Genomic DNA, 21,754 nt, shown 5'->3' on the forward strand with positions numbered 1-21,754 from the left:
GGCCGGCGCGGCCAACGTCGTCGCGCCGCAGCCTGGGCCCGCCGCCGTGGCCGCGCCTGCGCAGATGGTGTCGCCGCCGCCTTCGCAAGCGCAGCCGGGGCCACTGCCGCCGTCGGCCGCGCAGCCGGTGCCGGTGGCCGTTCCCGTCGCCGTGCCCGTGCCGGAGACGGCGCCGCCGGCCGTGCCGGCGCGCGCGCAGGGACAGTGATGGCTTCCATGCGGCCCGCGCGGCGCGGCGGCTTCACGCTGATCGAACTGCTGGTCACGCTGGCCATCCTTGGCCTGCTGGGCACCCTCGTGATCCCGGCCGCGCAGGTGACGATACAGCGCCGCCAGGAACAGGACTTACGCTACGCGCTGCACGAGATCCGCGAGGCGATCGACGCCTACAAGCAAGCATACGACGATGGCCGCATCGCCAAGACGATGGCCTCGAACGGCTATCCGAAGACGCTGGAGGTGCTGGTCGATGGCGTGCCCGATCTGCGCAATCCCAAGCGCAGCAAGATCTACTTCCTGCGCCGCGTGCCGCGTGATCCGTTCAATCCCGACACGGCCGCCAGCGACGCCGCGTCCTGGGGCAAGCGCAGCTACGCCAGCGAGGCGGACGAGCCGAAGGAGGGCGAGGATGTGTACGACGTGTACAGCACCAGTGAGCGGGTGGGCCTGAACGGCATCCCGTACCGCAAATGGTGAGCCGCATGAAGCGCGCGGCCGGCTTCACGCTGATCGAGCTGCTGGTGGTGCTGGGCATCGTGGCGCTGATGCTGACGCTGGCCGTGCCGCGCTACTTCCCCAGCATCGACAAGTCCAAGGAGATCGTGCTGGCCGATAACCTGCGCAACCTGCGCGGCGTGATCGACCAGTATTACGGCGACACCGGCCGCTATCCGGACTCGCTGGAACAACTGGTGGAGAAGAAGTATCTGCGCGAGATGCCCGTGGACCCGATCACGGACAGCACCACCACCTGGATCGTGCTGCCGCCCGAGGATGGCAGCAAGGGCGGGGTCTACACCATCAGGAGCGGAGCGCCCGGCAATGACCGCAGCGGCAAACCATACAGCGAGTGGTAGCGGGGCGGCCGCGCAGGGCGGCTTCACCTACCTGAGCGTGATCGTGCTGGTGGCCATCATCGGCCTGGTCACGGCCACCACGCTCAAGGTGGGCAGCGTGCTGCAACGCAGCCGGGCCGAGCGCGAGCTGCTCTACATCGGGGCCGCGTTCAGCGATGCGCTGCAAAGCTATGCGGGCGCCACCCCGTCCGGCCAGCCCGCGCAGCCGGCCTCGCTCAAGGATTTGCTGAAGGACCCGCGCTTTCCCGGCACCCGCCGCCACCTGCGCAGGATTTTCGTCGACCCCATCACCGGCAAGGCCGAGTGGGGCCTGGTGCGGCTGGGCGATGCCGAAGGCAAGGGCGATGGCAAGGGCGGCATCGTGGCCGTGTACAGCCTGTCGGACGCGCGTCCCGTCAAGGTCGGCAACTTCCCCACCCGGTTCCAGGCCTTCGAGGGCAGGGCGCACATTTCGGACTGGAAATTCACGTTGACGGGCAAGCCGGCCACCGCCGCGCCTGTGGCGCCCGCGCAACCTTCGATTCCGCTCAAGCAGGGCTACGGCCCGGCCAGCGGCCAGCCGGCCGCGTCGGCGCCCTCGGCGGCACCGTCCGCCGCGCCGTCCGCAGCGCCGGCCCCGGCGCCGCCCTCCGACAACGGCGCGCCGGTGGCGCCGGCCGAACCGCCTGCGGCGCCGGCGGAAGCGGCGCCGCAAGCGGCCGACCATCAATAACGTTCACGCGGCAGGTCCGTAAAAATCACCTATTGTCACGAAAGTAGTGCGCTATAGAAATGCTTTTCTCGCCATACGATATGTTGACAAAAAATAATCCAAAATGGAAAATTTACAAGATGAATTAGTGCAAATATGCTACTATTGCGAACAGCGGTACCCCATTAACCCATTGGTTGGCGCAAGCGCAACCAAGTTCATTTTTTAGGGATTTTCCTCATGAAATTGAAATATATCGTTGCAGGCTTGTTAGCCGCAGCCTCGTTCTCCGCTTCGGCCGGCGACCAGACCCTGAGCATCATCGCTGACGGTCAGACCCACGTTTTCACGGCCGACGTCGGTGATGGCATCCTGTCCGGTGGTCACGACCTGATCACCCTGGGCAACCTGGGCGCTGGCACCTACAACATCGGCCTGACCGTTTCCGGCCAGAACCTGAGCTTCGATGCCGTCAACTCCAACCTGAACGGCACGCTGGGCCAGACCTTGTCCATCGGCAGCCTGAAGTTCTTCGGCGTGGAATACAACGGCGTTGGCCCGTTCGTGCTGGACCTGGCAGGCACCGCTTATGCAGGCGCCAACTACAGCGGCACCTACAACGTGTCGGCCGTCCCTGAACCAGAAACCTATGGCATGCTGCTGGGCGGCCTGGCGCTGATGGGCGTCGTGGCCCGCCGCAAGGCCAAGAAGTCGGCTTGATACGCCGCAAGCTGCAATAAAAAAAACCCGCCGCGGCGGGTTTTTTTGCGTCCGGCGTCCGGCCGCGCCTCAGCGCGTGATGCGCTTGAAGTCGCGCAGGCGGAAGCCCATGGCCAGCAGGGCGCCGAAATAGACGGCGCCGCTGACGCCGATCACGAGCGCCAGGGCGCCGGCGCGCAGCAGCACGTGGTGTTGCATGCCCAGCCAGTCCACCAGGCTGGCGCTGTACCAGGCGGTCGCGCCCATGACGGCGCAGGCCAGCGCCACGCGCACGAAGAACCAGCCCCAGCCCGGCAGCGGATGGTAGATGCCGCGCCTGCGCAAGCCCGTGTACAGGAAGCCGGCGTTCACGCACGCGCCCAGCCCGATCGACAGCGCCAGACCGGCCACGGCGATGTAGGGCACGAACAGCATATTCATCGCCTGGGTGGCCACCAGCACGCCGACGGCGATCTTGACCGGGGTGCGGATGTCCTGGCGCGCGTAGAACGCCGGCGCCAGCGTCTTGACCAGGATGATGCCGAGCAGGCCGACGCTGTAGGCGATCAGCGGGCGGGCCGACATGACGGCCGCGTGGTCCGAGAACTTGCCGTAGTGGAACAGCGTGGTGATCAGCGGTTCGGCCAGCGTGGCCATGCCCACGGCCGACGGCAGCGCCAGCAGGAAGGTCAGGCGCAGGCCCCAGTCGAGCAGGTTCGAGTATTCCGCGGTGTCGCCATCGGCGTTGGCCTTGGACAGGCTGGGCAGCAGGATGGTGCCCAGCGCCACGCCCAGCATGGCGGTGGGGAACTCCATCAGCCGGTCCGCGTACGACAGCCAGGAAATGCTGCCCTCGGCCAGCCGCGAGGCGATGCTGGTGTTGATCATCAGGCTGATCTGGGCCGCCGACACGGCGAACACGGCCGGCCCCATCTTCTTGAGCACGCGGCGCACGCCGGGGTCGCCCAGGCCGGCGGCCGGGTTCAGCGACAGGCGCGGCAGCATGCCGATGCGCACCAGGGCCGGGATCTGCATGCCCACCTGCAGCACGCCGCCGACGAACACGGCGATGGCCATGGCGTAGATCGGTTGCGCCAGATGCGACTGCAGGAACAGCGAGGCGGTGATGAACGACAGGTTCAGCAGCACCGGCGTGAAGGCCGGTATCTTGAACTCGCGCCAGGTGTTGAGGATGCCGCCGGCCAGCGCCACGAAGGACATGAAACTAATATAAGGGAACATCAGGCGCGTCATCCACACGGCCGCGTCGAAGGCGCCCGGTTCGGCGCGCAGGCCGGTGGCGATCAGGTACACGAACACAGGGGCGCCGAGGATGCCGGCCACGCTCACCAGCAAGGTGGCCCACACCAGCGTGTTGGCCACGTGGTCGGCCAGCGTCTTGCTCGCCTCCTGGCCGTGCTGGGTCTTGTACTCGGACAGGATGGGCACGAACGCCTGCGAGAACGCGCCCTCGGCGAACAGGCGGCGCAGCAGGTTGGGGATGCGGAAGGCGACGATGAAGGCGTCGGTGTAGGCGCCGGCGCCGAAGGCGCGCGCGAACAGGGTTTCGCGCAACAGGCCAGTCACACGCGAGAGCAGGGTCATGCTGGAGATGCCAGCCAGGGTTTTGAGCAAGTTCATGGGCCGAGATTATAACGGTTGCAATAGTGCCCACGCGCATGGCGCGCTAGAATAGTTGGCGTTGGCGACCCCGGTTGGCTCGTGGCGTCATGCAATTTTCTGATTTTTTGAATTGCTCCGGTTGAAAAACATCGCTATAATCGAAGGCTGTACAGAATTCTGTTACGCAGACACTAATGTTTGGCAGGCAGTAGTTTGACTCACATGGTTCGGCAGCTGCACTGAACGCACCTGTTTGGCAAACAATAATGTTTGCAAACGCACTTTGACCCTGATTTAGGAAATTCCATGGCAAATACCGCACAAGCGCGCAAACGCGCTCGTCAAGCAGTTAAGCAAAACGCACACAACTCGTCCCAGCGTTCGACCCTGCGCACCGCGATCAAAGCGGTCCGCAAGGCCATCCAGGGTGGCGACAAAGCGGCTGCGACCGCTATCTTCCAGGCATCCGTGTCGACCATCGACAGCATCGCCGACAAGAAGATCATCCACAAAAACAAGGCCGCTCGCCACAAGAGCCGTCTGGCAGCTGCCCTGAAAGCACTGTCCGCTTAATTTCCTGCTGCTTGCGGCCGCGGCCGCAACAGGGAGTACAGCAAGAACCCGCCTGACCTCCGGTCAGCGCGGGTTTTGTCGTTTGCGCGCGCAGTTCATGCGCGATGGTGGTGCGCGTCGCAGTGTTGATGCGCCGGCGACGGGCGTAAAAAAAGGCAGGACGCGCCTGCCTTTTTGATGGAGCCGGAAAGATTACTTGGCGGCTGGTGCCGAGGCTTCAGCGGAAGCCGATGCTGCAGCTGCTTTCTTGGCTTTCTTGGCTTTCTTGGCTTTCTTCGCAGGCGCAGCGGCTTCAGCCGAAGCGGATGCCGAGGCAGCGGAAGCCATAGGAGCGGAAGCGGCAGCGGACGCCGATGCTGGTGCAGCGGCGAAAGCGGAAGCGGCGAACAGGGATGCAACCAGAGCAGCGATGATTTTAGACATTTCAGTTCCTTTGGCGGTTGAAGAAAACAGGGATTCAAGTGAATCTGCTCTCCTTAACGGGGCCGGGAAATTGTCGGTTGACATGATTTTTCAAAATAATTGCAGATTCTCTGAAAATTTTTTGTTGCACCGCATGATGACCGGCACGCTCAGCGTGGGTCCGCGCCGGTCAGTTCGGCCGGCGTCACGGCCCGCCATTCGCCCGGCATCAGCGGATGGCTGGCCAGCGAAATGGCGCCGATGGCGCTGCGCACCAGCCGCAGCGTGGGCAGGCCGACGGCCGCCGTCATGCGCCGCACCTGGCGGTTCTTGCCCTCCTGCAGCGTGATGGCCAGCCAACTGGTGGGCTGGTCGGCACGTTGGCGGATCGGCGGATTGCGCGGCCACAGCCATTCCGGCTCGGCGATGCGCACGGCCTTGCACGGCTGGGTGGTGAAGTCGCCCAGGTCGATCGGCGCCTGCAGCCTGGCCAGGCTGTCCGCGTCGGGCACGCCGTCCACCTGCACCAGATAGGTCTTCGGTTGCTTGTGGTCGGGGTGGGCGATGTCGTGCTGCAGCTTGCCGTCGTCGGTCAGCAGCAGCAAGCCTTCGCTGTCGGCGTCGAGCCGGCCGGCCGGGTAGATGTTGGGGATGTGCAGGTAGTCGGCCAGGGTCGGGCGTCCTTCCTGCGGCGAGAACTGGCACAGAACCTGAAACGGCTTGTTGAATAGTATCAAAGACATATTTATTTGAGGATCGATTGTGGTGTAGGCTTAGTCGCCGGCGACGAAAAAGCCATAGCGCCTGGCAAAATACTGGTGCATAATGTGAAACGCCTGTCTTATGTCTTATAGAAGACTGAGAAAAAACCGTTGTAAATTGGTAAGAAATCAGATTGCAGATCATGCCCTGGAAGCGCAACGACGTTGTCGCTTGCCGAGCGTCCACTTCGGAGAACACGATGTATCAACATATCAAAGTACCTGCTGACGGCCAGAAAATCACCGTCAATGCCGATTTTTCCCTGAATGTACCAGATAACCCCATCGTTCCCTACATCGAGGGTGACGGCACCGGCGTCGACATCAGCCCCGTGATGATCAAAGTGATCGACGCGGCCGTGGCCAAAGCCTATGGCGGCAAGCGCAAGATCAGCTGGATGGAAATCTACGCCGGCGAAAAGTCGACCTCCGTGTACGGCCCCGACGTGTGGCTGCCGGAAGAGACGCTGCAAGTGCTGAAAGATTTCGTCGTGTCCATCAAGGGCCCGCTGACCACGCCGGTCGGCGGCGGCATCCGTTCGCTCAACGTGGCGCTGCGCCAGCAGCTCGACCTGTACGTCTGCCTGCGCCCCGTGCGCTACTTCACGGGCGTGCCTTCGCCGGTGAAAGAGCCGGAGAAGACCGACATGGTGATCTTCCGCGAAAACTCGGAAGACATCTACGCCGGCATCGAGTGGGCCGAAGGTTCGGACAGCGCCAAGAAACTGATCGACTTCCTGGTCAAGGAAATGGGCGTGACCAAGATCCGCTTCCCGGAAACGTCGGGCATCGGCATCAAGCCCGTGTCGCGCCAGGGCACCCAGCGCCTGGTGCGCAAGGCGATCCAGTACGCGATCGACAATGACAAGCCATCGGTGACCATCGTTCACAAGGGCAACATCATGAAGTACACGGAAGGCGGCTTCCGCGACTGGGCCTACGAACTGGCCCAGAAGGAATTCGGCGCCGAGCTGATCGATGGCGGCCCATGGTGCAAGTTCAAGAATCCCAAGACCGGCCGCGAGATCACGGTCAAGGATTCGATCGCTGACGCATTCCTGCAACAGATCCTGCTGCGTCCGGCCGAGTACAGCGTGATCGCCACGCTGAACCTGAACGGCGACTACATCTCGGACGCGCTGGCGGCCCAGGTGGGCGGCATCGGCATCGCGCCGGGCGCCAACCTGTCGGACTCGGTGGCCATGTTCGAAGCCACCCACGGCACCGCGCCGAAATACGCGGGCAAGGACTATGTGAACCCCGGTTCGCTGATCCTGTCGGCCGAGATGATGCTGCGCCACATGGGCTGGACCGAGGCGGCCGACCTGGTGATCGACTCGATGCAGAAATCGATCGCCTCCAAGCGCGTCACCTACGACTTCGCGCGCCTGATGGAAGGCGCGACCCAGGTGTCGTGCTCGGGCTTCGGCGACGTGATGATCGCAAACATGTAACATCGGCGCGTCGGCGCGGTCCGCGCCGTACCGCCCGCAAGCCCCGTCCTCGCGAGAGGCGGGGCTTTTTGCTGGGCGCGGGGAGGGGACGTGACGCCGGCGCAACAACCGGCCCGGCGGCGGGACGAAAAAAAACCCCGCTGGGCGGGGTTTTCGACTTCCGTAGTGGGCGCTTACGCCGACTGGATGTTGGAAGCTTGCTTGCCTTTAGGGCCTTGCGTGACTTCGAACTGAACTTTTTGACCTTCTTTGAGGGTCTTGAAACCGTTCATGTTGATCGCGGAGAAGTGAGCGAACAAATCCTCACCGCCGTCATCTGGAGTGATGAAGCCAAAACCTTTGGAATCATTGAACCACTTAACAGTACCTGTTGCCATAAAAAGAACTTTCAAATAAAAACTGATCACACGAGCCATAAAGGCAAGAAGCTTCTTGCCCCCTCCTCACGCCTCACTTCTTATCAACTTGTACAGTTCTGCACAGAGTCGATAACGCATTGTTAGCGCGTGGATTTTTAAAGTCAAGCGCTTTCGAGGGGCTTTTGCTATTTTTAAGACAATTGGCACAAAAACAACTCTTGAATTCCACGCCCCGGGCGCCATCTGCGCGGGGATGAGAAAGCGCGTAAGATGGACAACAATTGGATATGCGCTGAGAAATGCGCATTGCATCAAACCCGAAAGCATTAGAATATAAGCGTATGGCAACCAAGCATGACACTGAAACCCTGCTGGAGCGGCAAACGCTGAAGCCGCCACCTCTCTACCAGGTGGCGCTGCTCAATGATGACTACACGCCGATGGAATTCGTCGTCGCCATCATCCAGGAGTATTTCAACAAGGACAGAGAGACGGCCACGCAAATCATGCTCAGCGTGCACCAGCACGGCAAGGGCGTGTGTGGCGTGTTTTCCAAGGACATAGCCTGTACCAAAGTGGAGTTCGTTTTAACGCATGCGCGCAAGGCAGGCCACCCCCTGCAGTGTGTGATGGAGGAAGTATGATCGCGCAGGAATTAGAAGTAAGTTTGCACATGGCGTTTGTCGAAGCCCGACAGGCACGGCATGAATTCATCACCGTCGAGCACTTGCTGCTGGCGTTGCTGGACAACCCGTCGGCGGCTGAAGTGTTGCGCGCCTGCGCCGTCAACATCGAGGACTTGCGCAAGACGCTGACCAACTTTATCGGCGATAACACGCCCACCGTGCCGGGCACGGGCGAGGTGGACACCCAGCCCACGCTCGGTTTCCAGCGCGTGATCCAGCGCGCCATCATGCACGTGCAGTCCGCCTCCAACGGCAAGAAGGAAGTGACGGGCGCCAACGTGCTGGTGGCCATCTTCGGCGAGAAGGACTCGCACGCCGTGTACTACCTGCACCAGCAGGGCGTGACGCGGCTGGACGTGGTCAACTTCATCTCGCACGGCGTGCGCAAGGACCAGGCATCGGAGAGCGCCAAGGCGTCCGAAGGCGTGGAAGAGGGCGCGCCATCCGATGGCCAGCAGAAGGAAAGCCCGCTCGACCAGTTCACCCAGAACCTCAACAAGGCCGCCGCCGAGGGCAAGATCGATCCGCTGATCGGCCGCGAGGACGAGGTCGACCGCGTGATCCAGGTGCTGTGCCGCCGCCGCAAGAACAACCCGCTGCTGGTGGGCGAGGCCGGCGTGGGCAAGACCGCCATCGCCGAGGGCCTGGCCTACCGCATCACGCAGAACGACGTGCCCGACATCCTGCAGCACGCCGTCGTCTATTCGCTCGACATGGGCGCGCTGCTGGCCGGCACCAAGTACCGCGGCGACTTCGAGCAGCGCCTGAAGGCCGTGCTCAAGCAGCTCAAGGACAACCCGAACGGCATCCTGTTCATCGACGAGATCCACACCATCATCGGCGCCGGCTCGGCCTCGGGCGGCACGCTGGACGCGTCCAACCTGCTCAAGCCGGCCCTGGCCAACGGCCAGCTCAAATGCATCGGCGCCACCACGTACACGGAGTTCCGCGGCGTGTTCGAGAAGGACCACGCGCTGAGCCGACGCTTCCAGAAGGTGGACGTGAACGAACCGACCGTCGAGCAGACCGTGCAGATCCTGCGCGGCCTCAAGTCGCGCTTCGAGGAGCACCACGGCGTCAAGTATTCGTCGTCGGCGCTGTCGACGGCGGCCGAGCTGGCGGCCCGCTTCATCAACGACCGCCACCTGCCCGACAAGGCCATCGACGTGATCGACGAGGCCGGCGCCGCGCAGCGCATCTTGCCGAAATCGAAGCAGAAGAAGACCATCGGCAAGACCGAGATCGAGGACATCATCTCCAAGATCGCGCGCATCCCGCCGCAGACCGTCAACCAGGACGACCGCAGCAAGCTGCAGACCATCGACCGCGACCTGCGTAACGTCGTGTTCGGGCAGGACCCCGCCATCGAAGCGCTGGCCTCGGCCATCAAGATGGCGCGCGCGGGCCTGGGCAAGACCGACAAGCCGATCGGCTCCTTCCTGTTCTCCGGCCCCACCGGCGTCGGCAAGACGGAAGTGGCCAAGCAGCTGGCCTTCATCCTCGGCATCGAGCTGATCCGCTTCGACATGTCCGAGTACATGGAGCGCCACGCCGTGAGCCGCCTGATCGGCGCACCGCCCGGCTACGTGGGCTTCGACCAGGGTGGTTTGCTTACCGAAGCCATCACCAAGAAGCCGCACGCCGTGCTGCTGCTGGACGAGATCGAGAAGGCCCATCCGGACATCTTCAACATCCTGCTGCAGGTGATGGACCATGGCACGCTGACCGACAACAACGGACGCAAGGCCGACTTCCGCAACGTGATCATCATCATGACCACCAACGCGGGCGCCGAGAGCTTGCAGAAGACGTCGATCGGCTTCACCACCACCAAGCAGGCCGGCGACGAGATGGCAGACATCAAGCGCATGTTCACGCCTGAGTTCCGCAACCGCATCGACGCCACCATCAGCTTCCGCGCGCTGGACGAGGAGATCATCCTGCGCGTGGTCGACAAGTTCCTGATGCAGCTGGAAGAGCAGCTGCACGAGAAGAAGGTGGAAGCCATCTTCACCGAGAAGCTGCGCAAGTTCCTCGCCAAGAAGGGCTTCGACCCGCTGATGGGCGCCCGCCCGATGTCGCGCCTGATCCAGGACATGATCCGCAAGGCGCTGGCCGACGAACTGCTGTTCGGCCGTCTGGTCACGGGCGGCCGGGTGACGGTGGACCTGGACGACAAAGACCAGGTCAAGCTGGAATTCCCGGAATCGGACGCCGCGCCGACGCCGCCGCCGGAGACGGTGGAAGTGGAATAATCTTTCCTATAAATGGCCATTCAGTTTCCGCCGCCCGGCCGGGCGGCGGGCTGAGTGGCCGTTTGCCTTGTGCACGGCCCGACCAAAAGCGGCCACCGGCGTACCATCTCCACCGATGCATGAAATGCTATAATTATTATGTTTTGAATAATTTTGCAGGGGACGCATGCCGACAGAGACGCCATTTCTCGCTGAACGCGAACGACGCGGAGTGCAATGGTTATTGCAGTCCGACACCTTTCGGAAGACCGGCGTAAGGCGCTGGTTTCAAGTTTGCAAGGGCGCGTTGCTCAACCGCACCTTGCGCCCCGTTTTGACTTTGCGTTTATGCCAGGCCCTGGCGGGCGGCCCAGCAGTCATCCGTTGGGCCCTGCCGTTGATGTTGCTCGTGCATCGATTCGCCACCCACCTCGCGGCAATGGACTTTCCTTGGCGAACTCAAGTTGGTGCGGGGTTGTGCATCACCCATGGCTGGGGGCTGGTGGTGAGCGAAGGGGCGCGGATCGGACGAAACGTGACGCTGTTTCATGGTGTGACGTTGGGCCGTAAGGACCGCATCGCTGCCGATGGCAGCCGCGTCGTAGGCTATCCGATTATCGAGGATGACGTCTGGATTGGTCCCCATGCGGTCATCGTTGGCGGTGTGACGGTGGGGCGTGGCAGCCGTATTGCCGCAGGCGTCTTCCTGACCGAGAGCGTGGCCCCTTATAGTCTGGTGATCGGTAATCCGGCGTCGGTCGTGAAATGCCCCTGCGAACCCGATGTCATGAACCCGGTTGTTGAATAAGCCCTTTGCTGGTGACGCCGCCGACGGGCATGAAGCGGGAAACCGAACCACAGTCCCAGCAACAGCGCCAGCGTGCCGGCGGCACCCGCGGCGCTGCCCCAATAGGATGGAACGACCAGGTAGAGCACCACAGCCATATCGAGCGACAGCCCGCCCGCCAACGGCGCCAGCGCGGCGCAGATCAGCCACGAGCACACGCTGACGGTGCGTTCCGACACCTGGTGCGATTCGACGATGCGATGATAGGCCGCTGGCGCCATCGCCAGCGCGATGGACAGCACCACCAGCGCCAATGCCAGCAGGTGGCAGATTTGCATCGCGTCGGGCAGGTCGAGGAAGCGCTGGTTGAACACGGCAATCGTCTGGAACCCGAACAGCGCCTGTATGCCGGGCAGCACCATGCGCGCCTCCTCGATCACGTTGCGCATCTGCTCTTTCAGCGAATTGGGTTCATATAGGCTTTGCATCGCGCCCCGGCTTCATTGGCCCGCACGATGCGCACGGACTCGCCTCTTTAGCTTAGGCCGCGCACGATTGAAGGCCAAGCTGTGACAGGCGTCCGCCGCTGTAGCAGTCGTTCGACTGATACAGCATGTGCTTGCAGGCGCCGCCTTGTGCCTTGTCCGTGCTGTGCGGCGCTCCTAGACTGGGGCCTTCTCAACGCTGCCACCGCATACCATGACCGAACTCCTTCCCCTGATGAGCTATTGCTTTGTGATGTCCGCCACGCCCGGGCCGAACAACGTCATGCTTGCCACCACCGGCGCCAATTTCGGCTATCGCGGTGCGCTGCCGGTGATCCTCGGCATCCAGGTCGGGATCTTCGTGCAGACCATGCTCATGTGCGTGGGGCTGGGCAGCGTGTTCGTCGCGTACCCGCTGGCGCAGCAGGTATTGCGGATCGCAGGCGCGCTGTACCTGATGTTTTTGGCCTGGAAGTTGACGGGCACCTCGGTGGCGGGAGCCAGCGCGCCGAGGGCCGTGTCGTTGATGCAGGCCGCACTGTTCCAGGCGCTGAACCCCAAGAGCTGGCTCAAGGCGATCACCATGGCCTCGGTCTTCATGCCCGCTCAGGGCAACATGTTCGCCAGCGCGCTGCTGGTGTCCGTGATCGGCACCATGGTCGGCATGCCGTGCAATGCCATGTGGGCACTGTTCGGCGTCTCGATCCGCAGCGTGCTGCAAGCGTCCCGCAACCAGCGCATATTCAATCTGACGATGGGGGCCGTCCTGCTGTTCCTCGCCGTGATGTTTTTACGCTAGACTTCCGCCATGCTCCCCATCGACCGCTCCTCGCCCATCGCCCTGTTCAAGCAGATCGAGACCGCTTTGCGCCAGCAGATCGCGCAACGCATCCTGCCTGGCGGGGCCAAGCTGCCGTCGATCCGTCAACTCGCCACGCAGCTCGCGGTGAGCACCAACACCGTGGTGGTGGCATATGACAGGCTGGTGGCGGCAGGCGTCATCGGCACGCACGGCACGGCGGGCTTCTTTGTCTGCGCAACACCTGACAGCGACCGCGCCATTCCCGACGAGGTGGCGCTGGAAGCGGGCCAGGAGCAGGAGCCGGTCTGGCTGATCCAGCAAGTCAACGACCAGCGGCCGGGTGTGATCCTTGCCAGCAGCGGCGCCTTGCCGCCCACCTGGCTGCAGGAGGCGCTGCCGGCGGCCGCCGTGCAACGTGGCCTGGCCCGCAGCGCGGCCGGCATGGCCTCGCGTTGTCCGCCGCAAGGGCTGGCCGAACTGCGCGAGCAGATCGCGCTGCTGTTGCGCGGCATCGGCATCGCCGCCGACGCCGGCCACATCCTCACCACGTTCGGCGCCACCCATGCCATCGATCTGATCTGCCGCACGTTCCTGCAGCCCGGCGATACGGTGCTGGTGGAAGACCCCGGCTATTTCCTGATGTTCGGCAGGCTGCGCCAGGACGGCGTGCGCCTGGTGCCCATCAAGCGCCGCCCCGATGGCCTCGATCTGGACGAACTGGAAGCCGCCTGCCGCGCCCACCGTCCGCGCCTGCTGTTCGTGCAGACGGCGCTGCACAATCCCACCGGCTGGAGCAGCAGCGCCGCCAACCTGCACAAGGTGCTGAACATGGCGCAGCAGTATGGCTTCCTGATCGCCGAAGACGACGTGCACGGCCATTTCCAGCAGGGTCACAGCGCGCGGCTGGCATCGCTGTCCGGACTGGACGGCGTGATCTACTACTCCAGCCTGTGCAAGGCGCTGAGCCCGGCCCTGCGCATGGGCTATCTGGCTGCGGCGCCCGCGCTGCTCAAGCTGCTGATGCGGACCAAGATCCACGCCATCATGACCTTGCCTGCGCTGAACGAATACGTGCTGCTGGAAGTGCTCAAGGCCGGCAACCTGCGCAAGCACCTGGACCGACTGCAACGCAAGATCATGGCGGCGCGCAATGCCAGCACGCGGCAACTGAGCGCGGCCGGCGTGCTGTTCGAGCAGCCCGGCGACGCGGGGATTTTCCTGTGGGGCACCATGCCCGAAGGGCTGGACGTGGACTTGCTGGTGCAGGACGCCTACCGCAACAAGATCCTGCTGATGCGCGGCGCCGCGTTCTCGGCCAACGACACGCCCGACCAGCACATCCGTTTCAACGTCGCCTTCAGCCAGCATCCCCGCGTGAGCGCCTACCTTGAGGAACGCCTGCGCGCGGTGGCGGGCGCGCGCTCAAGCCTGGCCCGCGCCAGCGGCGCCGCCAGCATCGCGGACAAGTCCTGAATGTCAGAGCAAGTTCGCAGGGTGTTGGTGTCAGGCGGCGGAATCGAGGTCGCTATCCCAACCGGGAAACATCGGCCCAAGACTTGCAGTGGTCTATACGACAGTACCGAGTAAAGTCCCTATTCCGGCGGATAGGGCCATCGATAAAGCGCTCCAAAAAGTGACCCTCGCGACGCCAGTGGTGATGCGTGCGCCACCAGCATAGGCCGCAAGGCCACCCAGCAGCGCCAGGAATACAAGCGACGCCACGACCACGCCAGGAATTAAGCCATAGGAGGGCAGTAACAGTGTCGCAATGAGCGGCATGAGTGCGCCAGCCGCGAAGCTGGCGGCGGAAGCGAAAGCAGCCTGAAGCGGACGTGCGCTCATCGATTCGGTGATGCCCAGTTCGTCCCGTGCGTGGGCGCCAAGTGCGTCATGCGCCATGAGCTGCTCCGCCACCTGCTTTGCGAGTGGCGCATCCAAACCGCGCGCGACGTAGATGGCAGACAGCTCGAGAAGTTCGCTGGCAGGGGTGGTATGGAGCTCATGCTTTTCTGTTTCCAGTGCGGCAGCTTCAGTGTCTGCTTGTGATTGCACCGAGATGTATTCACCAGTGGCCATGGACATGGCACCTGCCACGACACCCGCCGCGCCTGCAATCAAGATACTGGACTGGTTGGCGTGCGAGGCAGCGACGCCCAATATTAAGCTGGCCGTCGATACAATTCCGTCGTTCGCCCCTAATACTGCCGCGCGTAGCCATCCAATATTCTCAAGCTTGTGCTGTTCCCGGTGCACTCTGCGCATAGATGTCCTTTCGGCTGTGATTCATCTGGCAGCGTCTGCCAGGTGAATTCATGCTACTTCAACTTGACCGGTTTCTCATACTTCCCGGCCGCTCTCCGCGCGCAGCTTGCGCCACAGTGTGGTGCGGCTGATGCCCAGGTAGTCGGCGGCGGCGTCGCGCCGTCCGCCGAAGCGGGCCAGTACGGCCGTCGCCGATTCCGCCGGGATAGGTGAGGGTGTCGGGAGGGGCGCGGTGAACGGCGCGGCCGGGCCGGAGCCGGGCAGCACGGCATGCGGGACGGCGCCGTGAGCCGGCATCAAGGCCGGATGCATTGCCTGTGGAAGCATGGCGCCATCCAGCCCGCCTCCTGTTCCCGTGCGCGGCAGCAGTTCCGGCGCCACGTTCTGCACGAAGGTGGGCGTGAGCGCCTGCAACGGTTCGGCCGCCAGGAACAGGGCCAGCCGTTCCGTCAGGTTGCGCAGCTCGCGCACGTTGCCGGGCCAGTCGTACTGGCGCAGCAGCGGCGCGCAGGCCATGATCTCGGCGTGCAGATTGGGATGCGGCCGCGCACCCAGCGCCGCCAGCGCGTTCTTGAGCGACCATTCGGCCAGGCCGATCACGTCGTCCCCGCGCGCGCGCAGCGGCGGCAGCGACAGCCGCAGCACGGCCAGCCGGTAGAACAGGTCGGCCCGGAAGCGCCCGTCGCGCACGCGCTGTTCCAGGTCGCAGTGGGTGGCGCTGATGATGCGCACGTTGACGGCGATCGGACGCGTGCCGCCCACCCGCACCACTTCGCGTTCCTCCAGCACCCGCAGCAGCCGCGTTTGCAGCGTGAGCGGCATTTCGCCGATCTCGTCGAGGAACAGGGTGCCCCGGTTGGCCGCCTCGAACAAGCCCGCGTGGCCGCCCCGGCGCGCGCCCGTGAACGCGCCTTCCTCGTGGCCGAACAGTTCGGACTCCAGCAGCGATTCGGCGATGGCGCCGCAGTTGACGGCCACGAACGGCCGGTTCTGGCCCAGGATGCGCGGGCTTTCGCGGTGGATGGCTTGCGCCACCAGTTCCTTGCCGCAGCCCGTCTCGCCCTGGATCAGCACCGTGGCCGGCGACTTCGCGTACAGCACCACGGTCTGGCGCAGCGCTTCCATCGCGGCCGACTCGCCGCGCAGGTCGTTGATGCCATGCTTGGCGCGCAGCGTGTCGGCCACCACCACGCGCCGGCTGCGGTTCGCTTCGAGCTGGGTCAGGCGGGCCATCTCCAGCGCGTCGTCGAACGCCTGCCGGATCGAGGCGGCCGAGTAGACGAACACGCCGGTCAATCCCGCCTCCTCGGCCAGGTCGGTGATCAGGCCCGCGCCGACGATGGCCTGGATGCCGGCCGCTTTCAGTTCGTTGATCTGCGCACGCGCATCCTCCTCGGTGGCGTAGGTGCGCTGCACGATGTCGAAGCCGAAGGTGGCGGCGAATTCGGCCAGCTCCGGCATCGGTTCCTGGTAGGTGATCACGCCGATGCGCTCGGACACCCGGCGTGCGCGCGCCAGCGCCTGCATCACATCGAAACCGCTGGCCTTGGCGATCACCACCGGCACCGACAGCCGGCCTTTCAGGTAGGCGGCGTTGGAGCCGGCCGCGATCACGGCGTCGCAACGCTCGGTGGCCATCCGTTCGCGGATGTGGCGGGCCGCTTCGTCGAAGCCCAGGTTGATCGGTTCGATGGTGGCCAGGTCGTCGTATTCGAGCGTGATGTCGCGGAACAGGTCGAACAGGCGCGACACCGACACGGTCCAGATCACGGGCTTGTCGGTGTTGTCGAGGGGCAGGGGAGTGGAGTGGCGCATGCGGCCATTGTACGCCAATCGCGTTCCAATGTTTCACTGTGAAACGATTTGAAACGTGCGCGCAACGCCGCTGCAACGCCAGATGCTTGCATACTCAAGCATCTGGCGTCCAGGCCTGGCGCCAAGTGTTTGATTTTGCTGGGTTTTCGCTGCGGCGCGCCGCCCCGATGCCCGTTGGCACGTCCCTTGCAATACCTGTTCGCAACGCGCCAACGCGCAACTAGCCGCAAGCAACCGCAACCAACCGCAAGCACACACGCACAACGAAAGGTCTGACATGAGCCAATATTCCGCCGGTGCCGCATTCCGCAAAGCCGTACAAGAAGAATCCCCGCTGCAGGTGGTGGGCGCCATCAACGCCAACCACGCCCTGCTGGCCAAGCGCGCCGGCTTCAAGGCCATCTACCTGTCCGGTGGCGGCGTGGCGGCCGGTTCGCTGGGCCTGCCCGACCTGGGCATCACCAATCTGGACGACGTGCTGACCGACGTGCGCCGCATCACCGACGTGTGCGACCTGCCGCTGCTGGTGGACGTGGACACCGGCTTCGGTTCCTCCGCCTTCAACGTGGCGCGCACCGTCAAGTCCATGATCAAGTTCGGCGCGGCCGCCATGCACATCGAGGACCAGGTCGGCGCCAAGCGCTGCGGCCACCGTCCGAACAAGGAAATCGTCACCAAGCAGGAGATGGTCGACCGCATCAAGGCCGCCGTGGACGCGCGCACCGACGAGAACTTCGTCATCATGGCGCGCACCGACGCGCTGGCCGTGGAAGGCCTGGAATCGGCCCTGGAACGCGCCATCGCCTGCGTCGAGGCGGGTGCCGACATGATCTTCCCGGAGGCGATCACCGATCTGCCGATGTATTCGCAGTTCGCCAAGGCCGTCAAGGTGCCGGTGCTGGCCAATATCACTGAATTCGGTTCGACCCCGCTGTACACGGTGGACGAGCTGCGCGGCGCCGACGTGGGTCTGGTGCTGTATCCGCTGTCGGCCTTCCGCGCCATGAACAAGGCGGCCGAAAACGTCTACGGCGCGATCCGCCGCGACGGCACCCAGAAGAATGTGGTCGACACCATGCAGACCCGCATGGAACTGTACGAGCGCATCAACTACCACAGCTTCGAGCAGAAGCTCGACGCGCTGTTCCAGGCGCAGAAGAAGTAACCGCAGGAATAACAGGCATCGCCTTTCACCGCAATCGCAAACACAAACATAGAACATCTGGAGAGATCAAATGAGTGCTGAACAAGTCGCCACCTTCAAGCCCAAGAAATCCGTTGCCCTGTCGGGCGTGACCGCCGGTAACACCGCGCTGTGCTCCGTCGGCAAGACCGGCAACGATTTGCACTACCGTGGCTACGATATCCTGGACGTGGCCAACACCTGCGAGTTCGAGGAAATCGCCTACCTGCTGGTGCACGGCAAGCTGCCGACGGCCGCTGAACTGAAAGGCTACAAGGGCAAACTGAAATCGCTGCGCGGCCTGCCGCAGTCGGTCAAGTCGGCGCTGGAAGCGCTGCCGGCGTCGGCCCACCCGATGGACGTGATGCGCACCGGCGTGTCCGTGCTCGGTTGCACCCTGCCTGAAAAAGATGACCACAACGTGCCCGGCGCGCGCGACATCGCCGACCGCCTGATGGCATCGTTCGGTTCCATGCTGCTGTACTGGTACCACTTCAGCCACAACGGCAAGCGCATCGAAGTGGAAACGGACGACGACTCGATCGGCGGCCACTTCCTGCACCTGCTGCACGGCGAGAAGCCATCCGAGTCGTGGGTCAAGGCCATGCACACCTCGCTGATCCTGTACGCTGAGCACGAGTTCAACGCCTCCACCTTCACCGGCCGCGTCATCGCCGGCACGGGTTCGGACATCTATTCGGCCATCACCGGCGCCATCGGCGCGCTGCGCGGTCCCAAGCACGGCGGCGCCAACGAGTTCGCGTTCGAGATCCAGAAGCGCTACGAGAACCCGGACGAAGCCGAAGCGGACATCCGCAACCGCGTGGCCAACAAGGAAGTGGTGATCGGCTTCGGCCACCCCGTGTACACCATCTCCGACCCGCGCAACGTGGTGATCAAGGAAGTGGCGCACAACCTGTCCAAGGAAGCCGGTTCGACCAAGATGTTCGACATCGCCGAACGCCTGGAATCGGTGATGTGGGAAGTGAAGAAGATGTTCCCCAACCTGGATTGGTTCTCGGCCGTGTCGTACCACATGATGGGTGTGCCGACCGCCATGTTCACGCCGCTGTTCGTCATCTCGCGCACCTCGGGCTGGGCCGCCCACATCATCGAGCAGCGCATCGACAACAAGATCATCCGCCCGAGCGCCAACTACGTCGGCCCTGACGATCTGCAATTCGTGCCTATCTCCGACCGCAAGTAACAGGAAGCGAATATGAACACTCAATTCCGCAAGAACCTGCCGGGCACCAAGCTCGATTACTTCGACGCGCGCGCCGCTGTCGACGCGATCCAGCCGGGCGCCTACGACAAGCTGCCGTACACCTCGCGTGTGCTGGCCGAAAACCTGGTGCGCCGCTGCGATCCGGCCACGCTGAACGCGTCGCTGTCGCAGCTGATCGAACGCAAGCGCGACCTGGACTTCCCCTGGTTCCCCGCGCGCGTGGTGTGCCACGACATCCTGGGCCAGACGGCGCTGGTGGATCTGGCCGGCCTGCGCGACGCCATCGCCCAGCAGGGCGGCGACCCCGCCATGGTCAACCCCGTGGTGCCGACCCAGCTGGTGGTCGACCACTCGCTGGCCGTCGAGTGCGGCGGTTTCGATCCCGACGCGTTCACCAAGAACCGCGCCATCGAGGACCGTCGTAACGAGGACCGCTTCCACTTCATCGACTGGACCAAGAAGGCGTTCAAGAACGTCGATGTGATCCCGCCCGGCAACGGCATCCTGCACCAGATCAATCTGGAACGCATGTCGCCCGTGGTGCAGGTGAGCGACGGCGTGGCCTATCCGGACACGCTGGTGGGCACCGACTCGCACACCCCGATGGTCGACGCGCTGGGCGTGATCGCCGTCGGCGTGGGCGGCCTGGAAGCGGAAAGCGTGATGCTGGGCCGCGCCTCGTGGATGCGCCTGCCCGACATCATCGGCGTGGAGCTGAGCGGCAAACCGCAACCGGGCATCACCGCCACCGACACGGTGCTGGCGCTGACCGAATTCCTGCGCAAGGAAAAAGTGGTGTCGTCCTACCTGGAGTTCTACGGCGAGGGCGCGTCCGCGCTGACGCTGGGCGACCGCGCCACCATCGCCAACATGGCGCCCGAATTCGGCGCCACGGCGGCCATGTTCTACATCGACGAGCAGACCATCAAGTACCTGAAGCTGACCGGCCGCGACGATGCACTGGTCAAGCTGGTGGAGCAGTACGCGAAACAGACCGGCCTGTGGGGCGACACCCTCAAGGCGGCCGAATACGAGCGCGTGCTCAAGTTCGACCTGTCGACCGTGGTGCGCAACATCGCCGGCCCGTCCAATCCGCACAAGCGTGTGCCGACCTCCGAGCTGGCCGCGCGCGGCATCAGCGGCAAGGTGGAGAACGAGCCTGGCAAGATGCCCGACGGCGCCGTCATCATCGCCGCCATCACCAGCTGCACCAACACCAACAACCCGCGCAACATGATCGCCGCCGGCCTGCTGGCCCGCAACGCCAACGCGCGCGGCCTGACCCGCAAGCCATGGGTCAAGAGCTCGCTGGCGCCAGGCTCCAAAGCCGTCACGCTGTACCTGGAAGAAGCGAAGTTGATGGACGACCTGGAGAAGCTGGGCTTCGGCGTGGTCGCCTATGCCTGCACCACCTGCAACGGCATGTCCGGCGCGCTCGATCCGGTGATCCAGAAGGAAGTGGTGGAGCGCGACCTGTACGCCACCGCCGTCCTGTCGGGCAACCGCAACTTCGACGGCCGCATCCACCCGTACGCCAAGCAGGCTTTCCTGGCCTCGCCGCCGCTGGTGGTGGCCTACGCCATCGCCGGCACCATCCGCTTCGACATCGAAAAGGATGTGCTGGGCCACGATGCGCAAGGCAACCCTGTCACGCTGAAGGACATCTGGCCGTCGGACGAGGAGATCGACGCGCTGGTCGCCTCCAGCGTCAAGCCGGCCCTGTTCAACCAGGTCTACATCCCCATGTTCGCCAAGCAGGCCGACGATGGCGTCAAGGTCAGCCCGTTGTACGCATGGCGCGCGCCGAGCACCTACATCCGCCGTCCGCCATACTGGGAAGGCGCACTGGCCGGCGAGCGCACGCTCAAGGGCATGCGTCCGCTGGCGGTGCTGGGCGATAACATCACCACCGACCACCTGTCGCCGTCGAACGCCATCATGCTCGACAGCGCGGCCGGCGCCTACCTGGCCAAGATGGGCCTGCCGGAGGAGGACTTCAACTCCTACGCCACCCACCGCGGCGACCACCTGACGGCGCAGCGCGCCACCTTCGCCAATCCGACGCTGAAGAACGAGATGGTGCTGGAAGACGGCAAGGTCAAGGCCGGCTCGCTGGCGCGCGTGGAACCGGAAGGCAAAGTGATGCGCATGTGGGAAGCCATCGAGACCTACATGGAGCGCAAGCAGCCGCTGATCGTGGTGGCCGGCGCCGACTATGGCCAGGGTTCCTCGCGTGACTGGGCCGCCAAAGGCGTGCGGCTGGCCGGCGTGGAGGCGATCGTGGCCGAGGGCTTCGAGCGCATCCACCGCACCAACCTGGTGGGCATGGGCGTGCTGCCGCTGGAGTTCCAGCCCGGCGTGAACCGCAACACGCTCAACATCGACGGCACCGAGACCTACGACGTGGTCGGCGAGCGCACCCCGCGCGCCACCCTCACGCTGGTGATCCACCGCCGCGATGGTTCGCAGGTGAACGTGCCCGTGATCTGCCGCCTCGACACGGCCGAGGAGGTGTCGATCTACGAAGCGGGCGGCGTGCTGCAGCGTTTCGCGCAGGACTTCCTGGAATCGTCCAAGGCCGCGTAATGCGCGCCCAGGGCTGATCGTTCGGCACGGCAGGCGGTACGGCGACGT

21 protein-coding genes and 1 pseudogene are annotated in these 21,754 nt (G+C 64.1%); 15 read left to right on the plus strand and 7 right to left on the minus strand.

The annotated features are described in order from the left end of the window. The 5 genes and pseudogenes from AC1RQG_RS25400 to AC1RQG_RS25420 all read left to right on the plus strand — a co-directional run. Positions 1 to 208: pseudogene (locus AC1RQG_RS25400) on the plus strand (hypothetical protein); the annotation flags it as partial. Beyond that, positions 208 to 696 carry a type II secretion system protein gene (locus AC1RQG_RS25405; RefSeq protein ID WP_493135795.1) on the plus strand — a complete coding sequence of 163 codons (489 nt, stop codon included), beginning with the start codon at positions 208 to 210 and terminating at the stop codon, positions 694 to 696. The pseudogene AC1RQG_RS25400 and the gene AC1RQG_RS25405, both read left to right, overlap by 1 nt. A 5-nt stretch (positions 697 to 701) precedes the next feature. Then, entirely contained in the window at positions 702 to 1,076 is a 375-nt protein-coding gene (locus AC1RQG_RS25410) for a type II secretion system protein (RefSeq protein WP_493135797.1), read from the plus strand. Then, positions 1,042 to 1,788: a type II secretion system protein gene (locus AC1RQG_RS25415; protein ID WP_493135799.1), complete on the plus strand. Its 747-nt coding sequence runs from the start codon at positions 1,042 to 1,044 to the stop codon at positions 1,786 to 1,788. The genes AC1RQG_RS25410 and AC1RQG_RS25415 overlap by 35 nt, the downstream gene beginning before the upstream one ends. Positions 1,789 to 2,007: 219 nt before the next feature. Then, positions 2,008 to 2,487 (plus strand): FxDxF family PEP-CTERM protein, encoded by a 480-nt coding sequence (locus AC1RQG_RS25420; protein WP_493135801.1) that lies wholly within the window; start codon positions 2,008 to 2,010, stop codon positions 2,485 to 2,487. A gap of 69 nt (positions 2,488 to 2,556) precedes the next feature. On the opposite strand, the gene murJ is transcribed toward AC1RQG_RS25420, so the two are convergent. After that, positions 2,557 to 4,107, minus strand: coding sequence for a murein biosynthesis integral membrane protein MurJ (gene murJ / locus AC1RQG_RS25425; protein ID WP_493135803.1), 1,551 nt, complete (start codon positions 4,105 to 4,107; stop codon positions 2,557 to 2,559). A gap of 288 nt (positions 4,108 to 4,395) precedes the next feature. Between murJ and rpsT the strand changes: the two genes are divergently transcribed. After that, positions 4,396 to 4,662 (plus strand): 30S ribosomal protein S20, encoded by a 267-nt coding sequence (gene rpsT, locus AC1RQG_RS25430; RefSeq protein WP_182161499.1) that lies wholly within the window; start codon positions 4,396 to 4,398, stop codon positions 4,660 to 4,662. Between the two features lie 192 nt (positions 4,663 to 4,854). Here rpsT and AC1RQG_RS25435 read toward each other — a convergent pair whose 3' ends face one another. After that, positions 4,855 to 5,169: a hypothetical protein gene (locus tag AC1RQG_RS25435; protein WP_493135808.1), complete on the minus strand. Its 315-nt coding sequence runs from the start codon at positions 5,167 to 5,169 to the stop codon at positions 4,855 to 4,857. Positions 5,170 to 5,234: 65 nt separating this feature from the next. Continuing rightward, complete coding sequence (locus tag AC1RQG_RS25440; RefSeq protein ID WP_493135810.1) at positions 5,235 to 5,807, minus strand: pseudouridine synthase; 573 nt, start codon at positions 5,805 to 5,807, stop codon at positions 5,235 to 5,237. Positions 5,808 to 6,025: 218 nt separating this feature from the next. Between AC1RQG_RS25440 and icd the strand changes: the two genes are divergently transcribed. After that, positions 6,026 to 7,279, plus strand: coding sequence for an NADP-dependent isocitrate dehydrogenase (icd, locus tag AC1RQG_RS25445; protein WP_493135812.1), 1,254 nt, complete (start codon positions 6,026 to 6,028; stop codon positions 7,277 to 7,279). Positions 7,280 to 7,452: 173 nt separating this feature from the next. Here icd and cspE read toward each other — a convergent pair whose 3' ends face one another. Beyond that, positions 7,453 to 7,656, minus strand: coding sequence for a transcription antiterminator/RNA stability regulator CspE (cspE, locus tag AC1RQG_RS25450; RefSeq protein ID WP_008446468.1), 204 nt, complete (start codon positions 7,654 to 7,656; stop codon positions 7,453 to 7,455). A gap of 323 nt (positions 7,657 to 7,979) precedes the next feature. Here cspE and clpS point away from each other — a divergent pair, with 323 nt between their 5' ends. The 3 genes from clpS to AC1RQG_RS25465 all read left to right on the plus strand — a co-directional run bounded on the left by clpS (position 7,980) and on the right by AC1RQG_RS25465 (position 11,366). Continuing rightward, positions 7,980 to 8,282: an ATP-dependent Clp protease adapter ClpS gene (gene clpS, locus AC1RQG_RS25455; protein WP_182156907.1), complete on the plus strand. Its 303-nt coding sequence runs from the start codon at positions 7,980 to 7,982 to the stop codon at positions 8,280 to 8,282. Continuing rightward, complete coding sequence (gene clpA, locus AC1RQG_RS25460) at positions 8,279 to 10,579, plus strand: ATP-dependent Clp protease ATP-binding subunit ClpA (RefSeq protein ID WP_493135814.1); 2,301 nt, start codon at positions 8,279 to 8,281, stop codon at positions 10,577 to 10,579. Before clpS ends, clpA begins: the two co-directional genes overlap by 4 nt. Before the next feature lie 166 nt (positions 10,580 to 10,745). Then, a complete protein-coding gene (locus AC1RQG_RS25465; protein ID WP_493135816.1) occupies positions 10,746 to 11,366 on the plus strand; it encodes a serine acetyltransferase in 621 nt (206 codons plus the stop codon). Here AC1RQG_RS25465 and AC1RQG_RS25470 read toward each other — a convergent pair. Beyond that, positions 11,285 to 11,794, minus strand: coding sequence for a DUF6328 family protein (locus tag AC1RQG_RS25470; RefSeq protein ID WP_493135818.1), 510 nt, complete (start codon positions 11,792 to 11,794; stop codon positions 11,285 to 11,287). The two genes, AC1RQG_RS25465 and AC1RQG_RS25470, sit on opposite strands and share 82 nt — an antisense overlap. A 250-nt stretch (positions 11,795 to 12,044) precedes the next feature. Here AC1RQG_RS25470 and AC1RQG_RS25475 point away from each other — a divergent pair, with 250 nt between their 5' ends. Together AC1RQG_RS25475 and AC1RQG_RS25480 are read left to right on the plus strand one after the other, a co-directional pair. Then, the gene (locus AC1RQG_RS25475; RefSeq protein ID WP_493135820.1) at positions 12,045 to 12,629 is read left to right on the plus strand and encodes a LysE family translocator; all 585 of its coding nucleotides are present in this window, start codon (positions 12,045 to 12,047) and stop codon (positions 12,627 to 12,629) included. A gap of 9 nt (positions 12,630 to 12,638) precedes the next feature. Next, positions 12,639 to 14,105, plus strand: a complete 1,467-nt coding sequence (locus AC1RQG_RS25480; RefSeq protein WP_493135822.1) for an aminotransferase-like domain-containing protein — start codon at positions 12,639 to 12,641, stop codon at positions 14,103 to 14,105. Positions 14,106 to 14,198: 93 nt separating this feature from the next. Here AC1RQG_RS25480 and AC1RQG_RS25485 read toward each other — a convergent pair whose 3' ends face one another. Further along, on the minus strand, positions 14,199 to 14,894 hold the full coding sequence (locus AC1RQG_RS25485; protein ID WP_493135824.1) for a VIT1/CCC1 transporter family protein: 696 nt from the start codon (positions 14,892 to 14,894) through the stop codon (positions 14,199 to 14,201). Positions 14,895 to 14,969: 75 nt separating this feature from the next. Next, positions 14,970 to 16,709, minus strand: a complete 1,740-nt coding sequence (prpR, locus tag AC1RQG_RS25490; protein WP_493135826.1) for a propionate catabolism operon regulatory protein PrpR — start codon at positions 16,707 to 16,709, stop codon at positions 14,970 to 14,972. A 277-nt stretch (positions 16,710 to 16,986) separates the two neighbouring features. Between prpR and prpB the strand changes: the two genes are divergently transcribed. From prpB to acnD, 3 genes are all read left to right on the plus strand, one after another. Next, positions 16,987 to 17,874, plus strand: coding sequence for a methylisocitrate lyase (gene prpB, locus AC1RQG_RS25495; protein ID WP_493135828.1), 888 nt, complete (start codon positions 16,987 to 16,989; stop codon positions 17,872 to 17,874). A 70-nt stretch (positions 17,875 to 17,944) separates the two neighbouring features. Then, complete coding sequence (gene prpC / locus AC1RQG_RS25500; protein WP_182161519.1) at positions 17,945 to 19,099, plus strand: bifunctional 2-methylcitrate synthase/citrate synthase; 1,155 nt, start codon at positions 17,945 to 17,947, stop codon at positions 19,097 to 19,099. 12 nt (positions 19,100 to 19,111) lie between these two features. Next, a complete protein-coding gene (acnD, locus tag AC1RQG_RS25505) occupies positions 19,112 to 21,706 on the plus strand; it encodes a Fe/S-dependent 2-methylisocitrate dehydratase AcnD (RefSeq protein ID WP_493135830.1) in 2,595 nt (864 codons plus the stop codon). The last annotated feature ends 48 nt before the right edge of the window (positions 21,707 to 21,754 follow it).

Source organism: Rugamonas sp. GW822-FHT03B10, from assembly GCF_058801745.1.

Coding starts and splice junctions, on each gene's coding strand:
- AC1RQG_RS25415 (WP_493135799.1), top strand. CDS start 1,042: ATGACCGCAGCGGCAAACCATACAGCGAGTGGTAGCGGGGCGGCCGCG.
- clpA (WP_493135814.1), top strand. CDS start 8,279: ATGATCGCGCAGGAATTAGAAGTAAGTTTGCACATGGCGTTTGTCGAA.
- murJ (WP_493135803.1), bottom strand. CDS start 4,107: ATGAACTTGCTCAAAACCCTGGCTGGCATCTCCAGCATGACCCTGCTC.
- AC1RQG_RS25475 (WP_493135820.1), top strand. CDS start 12,045: ATGACCGAACTCCTTCCCCTGATGAGCTATTGCTTTGTGATGTCCGCC.
- clpS (WP_182156907.1), top strand. CDS start 7,980: ATGGCAACCAAGCATGACACTGAAACCCTGCTGGAGCGGCAAACGCTG.
- AC1RQG_RS25405 (WP_493135795.1), top strand. CDS start 208: ATGGCTTCCATGCGGCCCGCGCGGCGCGGCGGCTTCACGCTGATCGAA.
- icd (WP_493135812.1), top strand. CDS start 6,026: ATGTATCAACATATCAAAGTACCTGCTGACGGCCAGAAAATCACCGTC.
- rpsT (WP_182161499.1), top strand. CDS start 4,396: ATGGCAAATACCGCACAAGCGCGCAAACGCGCTCGTCAAGCAGTTAAG.
- AC1RQG_RS25485 (WP_493135824.1), bottom strand. CDS start 14,894: ATGCGCAGAGTGCACCGGGAACAGCACAAGCTTGAGAATATTGGATGG.
- AC1RQG_RS25465 (WP_493135816.1), top strand. CDS start 10,746: ATGCCGACAGAGACGCCATTTCTCGCTGAACGCGAACGACGCGGAGTG.
- AC1RQG_RS25440 (WP_493135810.1), bottom strand. CDS start 5,807: ATGTCTTTGATACTATTCAACAAGCCGTTTCAGGTTCTGTGCCAGTTC.
- prpR (WP_493135826.1), bottom strand. CDS start 16,709: ATGCGCCACTCCACTCCCCTGCCCCTCGACAACACCGACAAGCCCGTG.
- AC1RQG_RS25410 (WP_493135797.1), top strand. CDS start 702: ATGAAGCGCGCGGCCGGCTTCACGCTGATCGAGCTGCTGGTGGTGCTG.
- prpC (WP_182161519.1), top strand. CDS start 17,945: ATGAGTGCTGAACAAGTCGCCACCTTCAAGCCCAAGAAATCCGTTGCC.
- AC1RQG_RS25480 (WP_493135822.1), top strand. CDS start 12,639: ATGCTCCCCATCGACCGCTCCTCGCCCATCGCCCTGTTCAAGCAGATC.
- AC1RQG_RS25420 (WP_493135801.1), top strand. CDS start 2,008: ATGAAATTGAAATATATCGTTGCAGGCTTGTTAGCCGCAGCCTCGTTC.
- AC1RQG_RS25470 (WP_493135818.1), bottom strand. CDS start 11,794: ATGCGCAACGTGATCGAGGAGGCGCGCATGGTGCTGCCCGGCATACAG.
- acnD (WP_493135830.1), top strand. CDS start 19,112: ATGAACACTCAATTCCGCAAGAACCTGCCGGGCACCAAGCTCGATTAC.
- cspE (WP_008446468.1), bottom strand. CDS start 7,656: ATGGCAACAGGTACTGTTAAGTGGTTCAATGATTCCAAAGGTTTTGGC.
- AC1RQG_RS25435 (WP_493135808.1), bottom strand. CDS start 5,169: ATGTCAACCGACAATTTCCCGGCCCCGTTAAGGAGAGCAGATTCACTT.
- prpB (WP_493135828.1), top strand. CDS start 16,987: ATGAGCCAATATTCCGCCGGTGCCGCATTCCGCAAAGCCGTACAAGAA.